At 62.3% G+C, this 7103-nt stretch carries 7 protein-coding genes; 1 reads left to right on the top strand and 6 read right to left on the bottom strand.

From position 1 onward, the window contains the following. Nucleotides 1–327, top strand: a 327-nt coding sequence (locus FCU66_RS35790) for a substrate-binding domain-containing protein (protein ID WP_136625484.1), incomplete at its 5' end; no start/stop codon positions are given. A gap of 106 nt (nucleotides 328–433) precedes the next feature. On the opposite strand, the gene FCU66_RS35785 is transcribed toward FCU66_RS35790, so the two are convergent. From FCU66_RS35785 to FCU66_RS35760, 6 genes are all read right to left on the bottom strand, one after another. Beyond that, nucleotides 434–1525 (bottom strand): ABC transporter ATP-binding protein, encoded by a 1092-nt coding sequence (locus FCU66_RS35785; protein WP_136620646.1) that lies wholly within the window; start codon nucleotides 1523–1525, stop codon nucleotides 434–436. 41 nt (nucleotides 1526–1566) lie between these two features. Further along, a complete protein-coding gene (locus FCU66_RS35780; protein WP_136620645.1) occupies nucleotides 1567–2985 on the bottom strand; it encodes an NAD(P)/FAD-dependent oxidoreductase in 1419 nt (472 codons plus the stop codon). 2 nt (nucleotides 2986–2987) lie between these two features. Next, complete coding sequence (locus FCU66_RS35775; RefSeq protein ID WP_136620644.1) at nucleotides 2988–3845, bottom strand: PfkB family carbohydrate kinase; 858 nt, start codon at nucleotides 3843–3845, stop codon at nucleotides 2988–2990. An 87-nt stretch (nucleotides 3846–3932) separates the two neighbouring features. Continuing rightward, complete coding sequence (locus FCU66_RS35770) at nucleotides 3933–4793, bottom strand: carbohydrate ABC transporter permease (RefSeq protein ID WP_136620643.1); 861 nt, start codon at nucleotides 4791–4793, stop codon at nucleotides 3933–3935. Then, complete coding sequence (locus FCU66_RS35765; RefSeq protein WP_246094171.1) at nucleotides 4790–5731, bottom strand: carbohydrate ABC transporter permease; 942 nt, start codon at nucleotides 5729–5731, stop codon at nucleotides 4790–4792. The genes FCU66_RS35770 and FCU66_RS35765 overlap by 4 nt, the downstream gene beginning before the upstream one ends. Before the next feature lie 29 nt (nucleotides 5732–5760). After that, nucleotides 5761–7086 carry an ABC transporter substrate-binding protein gene (locus tag FCU66_RS35760; protein ID WP_136620641.1) on the bottom strand — a complete coding sequence of 442 codons (1326 nt, stop codon included), beginning with the start codon at nucleotides 7084–7086 and terminating at the stop codon, nucleotides 5761–5763. Nucleotides 7087–7103 lie beyond the last annotated feature (17 nt).

The raw sequence follows: 7103 nt of genomic DNA, 5'->3' as shown, positions 1-7103 counted from the left end.
CACGGGAAATCTTCGACATGTTGCCTGATCGCAGATTTCCGTCAGCCTTCAGTTAACTTTACGATGCGCTTCAGGGTCATCCGTCAGCGCGGGCTGCGCATTCCAGAAGACGTTTCGCTCATCACCTTCCATGACGCGGACTGGACGAGCGTCACGACTCCACCCATTACCGTCGTCGACCAACCCGTCTATGCGCTGGGCAAAAGCGTCGCGGAACTGCTCATTCGCCGCTTGAAGGGCGAAACACGACCGGCCGAAAGGCTCGTTCTGCCGACCGGGATCATCGAACGCGGATCCGTTGGCCCGCCCTCAAACAGAGCGCCGTAGATGCCAACGCGACCTTGCCGATGTCAAAAGGTAGCGGTCAGTGCCGCGTGCAATTCGGCGCGTCCCGTCTCTGGCGACAGGTGGGTCCCGCTTATCCATGAGCGGCTTACGGCTGGAGGACCGAACATCCATCTGCATCGAAAATATGAAGATCGTCTGGGTTGGTGTTCAAACGCACCGTCGCACCGCGCTTGACCTCGACATTGCCGGGCAGTTTCGTCACCAGCGGCAGGTCGGCGCGGCCGATGTCGACATAGACAAGCTGCACCTCGCCGAGTTGCTCGACATAGTCGACCTTTCCCTCGAACAGGAAATCAGACCCGGTGACGATGAACAGGTCCTCCGGCCGCACGCCGAAGCTGACGGCTGCTCCCTTGGCGGACGCCGGCGTCGGCAAGGGCACATTGACCTTGTTTCCGCCGATATGGCTGATTGCCGTTGTCGCACCAGCGGTCTCGATCCTGGCTGGCACGATGTTCATGGCTGGCGAGCCGATGAATTGCGCGACGAACAGATTGCCGGGTTTCTTGTAGAGATCCATCGGCGTGCCGACTTGTTCGACATAGCCGTCCTTCAACACCACGATACGGTCGGCCAGCGTCATTGCCTCGACCTGGTCGTGGGTGACGTAGATCATCGTCGTGTTCGGCATCGATTCCTTGAGCTTGGCGATTTCGATGCGAGTGGCGACGCGCAACGCCGCGTCGAGATTCGACAGCGGCTCGTCGAACAGGAAGACCTTGGGATTGCGCACGATGGCTCGGCCAATGGCGACGCGCTGGCGCTGGCCGCCCGACATCGCCTTGGGCAGACGATCGAGATACTTGGTCAGTTGCAGGATTTCAGCCGCTTGCTTCACCCGCTGGTCGATCTCGGCCTTGCCGACCTTGGCGATCCGCATGCCGAAGGCCATATTCTCGTAGACCGTCATGTGCGGATAGAGTGCGTAGGACTGGAACACCATGGCGATGCCGCGCTTCGACGGCGGCACGTCGTTGACTATCTCGCCATCGATGCACAGGTCACCGGAGGTGATTTCCTCCAGCCCGGCGATCGACCGCAGCAAGGTCGACTTGCCGCAACCCGAAGGGCCAACGAAGACGATGAACTCGCCCGATCTTATGTCGAGGTCGATGCCATGGAGGATATCGACACTGCCGTAGGACTTCCTGATTTGCCTGAGGGTCAGATCGGTCATTGTGCTCTCCTCGGTTGCATGACGCTGGGCAAGATGCTCGCCTATTTCTTGCGGCGGCCCGGCTTCAGCCTGGCCAGCAGATTGGTGATCCTGTCCGCCTTGCGGTTGCGGATCTCGGCTTCGTTCTTGCGGCGTACCGCGCTGCGGACAAGCTTGGCGCCGAGGTAGCGGAACGGCTCGGGCGGCAGCGACATGCGCCGCTCGATGCCGACCAGCCCGCTGGCGCTCCAGCGATCCTTGCGCTCCAGGACAAGGCTGGCCAGAATGCGTCCGGCAATCGGCGTCTGCGCAATGCCGGTTCCGTTGAACCCCATGCCGTAGAAGATGTTGGGATGGCCGCGCAGGTGGTCGAAAACGGGAACGTGTTCGGGCACGCAGTCGATCGGGCCTGACCAGTCATACTCGACCGCCACGCCACGCAGCGATGGATAGACCCTGTGCAGCTCCCGCACATTGTCCCCGCCATGCTCCGGGCTGCGGTTGAAGCTGGCGCCGAAATTTCCGCTGAAGGCCACGTTACCGCTGCCGCGGCCGAAGACGACCCTGCCCTTGGTGGTGCGTTGGTAATAGAGGACCTGGGCTTGGGAATCGCAGATCGAGGCGCCGTCGCGCCAGCCAATGCTGTCGAGCAGTTCGGGTACGGCGGCAGTGGCGATGAGCTCGCTGCCGACGACATAGAGATGGCGGCGCAGTTCCGGCAGCGCCGAGAGCCATGCATTGGCGGCAAGCACGACCTTCTCGGCCTGCACTGCGCCTTGCGCCGTGCCCACCTTGCATGTCCTGCCGGGTTCGATGTCGAGAACCGGGCTGCGCTCGTGGATGATGACGCCGCGTGCCAATGCCAGGTTGCGCAGTCCGATCGCCAGCTTGGCCGGATGGACCGTGCCGGCATTGGTCTCGACGACGCCGACATAGGATGCGGATGAACCGGTGCGGCGTTCGATCTCCTCGGCCGTCAGCGGCTTGAAACGGTTCTCTCCCACCGCCGCCGTCATGGCAACGGCGTGCTTCCACGCGCCTTCCTGGGCAATCGAACTCGCGGTCCACAGCCATCCGTCCAGCCGCAGATCCATGTCGATCGTGCCGTTTTGCTGCAGCGCCTTCAACTCCGCAATCGACGCCACCGTGTCGGCACAGAGTTGCCGCGCTTCTTCGAGGCCGACGACCGTGCTGATCTGATCGAGCTCGGCGAACCACGAGTGGACCTGGCCGCCATTGCGGCCTGAGGCTCCAGAACCGCAGAGGTCCGCTTCAAGCACGATGACCCGCGTTTCCGGCGCCAGTTCGCGGATGCGCAGCGCCGTCCACAGGCCGGTATAACCACCGCCGACGATCACCACATCGGCGCGCTCATTGCCTTGCAAGGGCTCGGTCGCCGCGCCGGCACCGATATCCTGCAGCCAGAACGACCGGTCGGACGGGAGTGCGGCCGCCGGCTGTCGCAAACGAAGTGTCGTCACGGTCAGGCTCCCTGCTCGTCGGTGATGAAGCTGGCGTATTTGGCCAGCAGCCAGTCCGGGATGGGACGCGGCTTCTGAGGAAACCCGCCGAGATGCGTACAGGTCTGCGCCGCCGCGATCGAAGCCTTGTGCAAAGCTTCAGAAGCGTGGAGGCCATTGAAATGGAAGCCGGTCAGGAAAGTGGCTATGAAGCTGTCGCCGGCGCCACAAGTATCGACGACATCGACAAGCGTCGCCGGCGCGTGCACGATATTCGTTCCATCGTCGAAATAGGAGCCGCGCCGGCCGCAGGTCAGGACCACCTGCCTTGCGCCGGCGGCCCTGAGCGCGGAGAGCAAGGGCTCAACCGGAGCATCGACGTCGTCGGGGCCGGAGGCGAACAGCATGGGCACGCCGTCGAGCCGCAGCGCCAGATGCGCTGTCGAGACGTCGATGCTGAACGGCACATGATCCGCGACCAGCCGGCGGACAAGGTCCTTGTTGGCATTGGTGCCGAGATGCACCCAGTCGGCCGCGGCGATGACCGCACAATGCTCCGGCGCAGGCATGTAGTTCTCGCCCACCCCGAAGGATTCGTGCAGGAACTTCCGGTCGCCGGATTCGTCGCGGAGCAAGGTGACGGCAGTGTCGCCGGGGCGCCGTTCGACATCGTCCGGCGACAGGCCGACGCCCGCGAGTTCGGCAAGCACCACGTCACCCTCAGGATCCTCGCCGACGGCGCCGAAATAGCGTGCCGACCAGCCATTGCGCCGCCATTGCGCGGCGACGTTCAGGGCATTGCCGCCGACGGTGAGCAAGCCGTTGGTGAGGTAGGCATCCAGGCAATTGTCGCCGACGGCGACGAGCTTTGGCTGGGTCATGCCGGCACCCGTGCGTGAAGGCAAAGGTCGGCTCCGGTCAGCCGATGAAAGGCAAGCTGCGGCATGAAGGTTCCTCTCAAGGGATTGCTACTTGCCGATGCCTTCGGACAGGCCACGAATGAAGTAGCGCTGCGCGGCAAAGAACACGATCACGATGGGCAAGGCCGAGATCGTCATGGCGGCGAAGACAACGGCATAGTTGGTCCCGTGCGTTGCCATGATCGAGGTGAGGCCGACCGGCAGTGTCTGCACATCGCTGCCGCTCGTGAAGACCATGGCGAACAGATATTCGTTCCAGGCGAACAGGACGTGCAGGATGACGCACGAGATGATGATCGGCCGGCACAGCGGCAGGGTGATGCGCCAAAAGATCTGGCCTTCACTGGCACCGTCCATCGTCGCCGCCTCGTCGATATCTCCAGGCAGATCCAGCATGTAGGCGCGGATGAGGAAGGTGGTGAACGGCACCCGGAACGCCGTGTAGAGGATGATCAGCGCCCAGTAGGTGTTGTAGAGGCCGAGCGCCTGCAGCATCTTCACCAGCGGAATGATCGCCACGGTGGGACTGAGCATCAATCCGCCTAGCACGATGGCGATAACCAACGGCTTTGCCGGCATCCTGGTCCGGGTCAAGCCGAAGGCGGTCCAGGCGCTGATGAGCACCGTGCATATGGCGGAGGCCACGGTCACCAGGACGGAGACGGTCACATAGCCGCGAACGCCCTGATTCCACGCCTGGACATAATTGTTCCATGACCAATGGACAGGCAGGGCGAAGGGATCGCCGAAGATCTGCGCATTGTCCTTGACGCCGCTGAGCGCCATCCAGATCAGCGGATAGATGACGACGACGCCGAGGCAGACGAGGAACGAATAGAGGAATGTCCTGGCGATGACCGACCACACATTCACATGCCGGGCCCGCCCGGCCGTAACGGTCGCGCTCATAGCTGCACCCGGCGACGCTTGGTGTACCAGAGCTGTGCCGCGCCGGTAAGCATGGTTAGAACGAAGATGACGGCGGCGATCGCGGAGCCATAGCCGAAATTGTCCTCGATGAAGGCCTTCTGGTAGAGCCATGTGCCAAGGACCTGGCTGCTGTTGTTGGGGCCGCCCGCCGTCATGACCATGACTTCGTTGAACACCTGGAATGCGCCGGCGATGGTGACGATGATCATCAGCCCGGTCATTTCCCGGGTCAGCGGAAAGGTGATGCTCCACAGGCGCCGGAGCGAACCGGCGCCGTCCATCGTGGCGGCGTCGTAGAGATCGCGCGGGATTTTCTGGATTGCAATGGCAAACAACAGCGTCGAATAACCAAAACCCTGCCACTGGCTCATGGCAATGATGGCGTAGATGGCGGTGTGCTCACTACCGAGCCAGGGCATGACGAGCTGGCTGAGACCAACGCGGCTGAGCGCCGCATCCAGCAATCCTATCTGCGGCTGGTAGATGAAATAGAACAGCAGGCCGGTAACCGTGATCGAGATGGCGGAAGGCACGAAATAGATGGCGCGCCACAAGCGGCGCCAACGCTCGCTCCTCAGATCCTCAATGATGGCCGCCAGCAGAAACGCGCCGAAGACCTGGAAGACGACGGAGATGATGGCGTAGAGGCAGTTGTTCCAGAGTGCGACCAGCACGATCGGGTCATGCAGCAGCCGGTCGTAGTTGGCCAGGCCAACATTGGTGACCTCGCCGGTATAGATATCCTGGTCGGTGGTGCTGACGATGAAGTTGTCGACGATCGGATAATAGACAAACCAGCCGATGAGGATCAGCGCGATCGCCGCCCATCGGAACGACAACAGATTGCCGAAGCGAGCCCGCAGGCTTCTTGGCCTTTGCGGCCTTGCGGCGCCGCGAACCACGGCGCCGCTTTCCATTGTGTCCGATGTCCTGACCATGGTCTGTTCTATTTGGCTGCGGATGAGGCCTTGCGCACCTCGTCCATCACTTGCTCAGGCGTCATCGAACCACCCGCCAGCGCCTGCAGGCTGGACAGCCAGACGGCGGCCACGCGCGGCGGATTGGCCGTGTCCAACCAGGGCATGAGATGCGAGGCCGCGTTGATGTCCTTGAGACCGTTGACCACAGCCACGCTCATGTTCTTTTCCGAGGCGCCGCCGATGGTGGCGCTCGGCTGGCCATAGGGCGGCGCGGACAGGACCTGCGCGTTTTCCTTCGAGGTCACGAACTTCATGAAATCGATCGCCAGCGGGATGTTTTTCGACGCCGCATTGATCATGTAGCCCTCTGGCGCACCCTCGATCGACTTGGGGTCGCCCTTGGCGCCTTCCGGCACGGGCAGTCTGAAAAAGCCGAAATCGGCAGGCTTCAGCGCCGAATCCGGCGTGGCGGCCTGATCGAACTCGATGATCTCCTGATAGTACATGGCCGACTGCGCGTTGGTGAAGGCCTGGAGGGCCGAAGCATAGGACGTGCCATTGACGCCGGCGCCATCGGTGCAGCGCTCGACAAGCTGGCTGAACTGCTTGAGCGCCGCGACATAGCCCGGATCGCTATAGTCAGCGGTTGCCGGATCGAAGTCCCTTTCCAAAGTCGCCTGCGGGACATTGTAGGCGAGCAGCTGGCCCGCGAAGTGGATTGCCGGCCAGGCCTCCTTGTTGCCCAGCGAGATCGGCGTTGCGCCGGACTTGCGAATGGCATCGCAGCTGGTCAGCAATTCCTCGAAAGTGGCCGGCGCCTTCAGGCCGAGCTTGGCGAATATCTGCTTGTTGTAGCCCATGAACTTGGCGTCCTGATACAGCGGTATGCCGTAGAGTTTGCCATTGTACTCGAATGCCTTGACGGCTGCGGGAGAGAGCGTCTTGCCCCAGTCGGTATCGGGGCCGATGACCGCGCTCAGGTCGACGGCGCGATTGCCGCGCACGAAGTTGCCACCCCAGCTGCCCGTCCAGGAGAAATAGACGTCGGGCAGCGAATTCGAAGCGACCAACGTCTTCGTCTTGCCCTTCACGCTATCGTCGCTCTCCTGGATGAGCTCGACCTTCACGCCCGGATGGAGCTTCTCATAATCCTGCGCCAGATTGACGAAATAGGGCGACAGCTGCTGCAGCCCGAACTTGGTCAGGATCGACAGCGTGCCGCTGTATTCCACCTTGGCACTAGGGTCGGCCGCGACAGCCGGCGAAGCGGCGGAACTGCCACTCATCGACAGCCCCAATGATGATGATACCGCGGCCACTGTGACCGCCACGACTTGCAGCGAACGTTTCATAAGCAGCTCCTTCTGAG

The sequence above is a fragment of the Mesorhizobium norvegicum genome (genome assembly GCF_004919685.1).
Lineage (GTDB): Bacteria > Pseudomonadota > Alphaproteobacteria > Rhizobiales > Rhizobiaceae > Mesorhizobium > Mesorhizobium norvegicum.
Note: the sequence above shows the minus strand (reverse complement) of the source record. Positions and strands in the feature narration are given on the sequence as shown.

Bases quoted from the DNA above. Each gene is read 5' to 3' on its own strand.
- FCU66_RS35785 (WP_136620646.1), bottom strand. From the start codon at position 1,525: ATGACCGATCTGACCCTCAGGCAAATCAGGAAGTCCTACGGCAGTGTC.
- FCU66_RS35775 (WP_136620644.1), bottom strand. From the start codon at position 3,845: ATGACCCAGCCAAAGCTCGTCGCCGTCGGCGACAATTGCCTGGATGCC.
- FCU66_RS35770 (WP_136620643.1), bottom strand. From the start codon at position 4,793: ATGAGCGCGACCGTTACGGCCGGGCGGGCCCGGCATGTGAATGTGTGG.
- FCU66_RS35765 (WP_246094171.1), bottom strand. From the start codon at position 5,731: ATGGAAAGCGGCGCCGTGGTTCGCGGCGCCGCAAGGCCGCAAAGGCCA.
- FCU66_RS35760 (WP_136620641.1), bottom strand. From the start codon at position 7,086: ATGAAACGTTCGCTGCAAGTCGTGGCGGTCACAGTGGCCGCGGTATCA.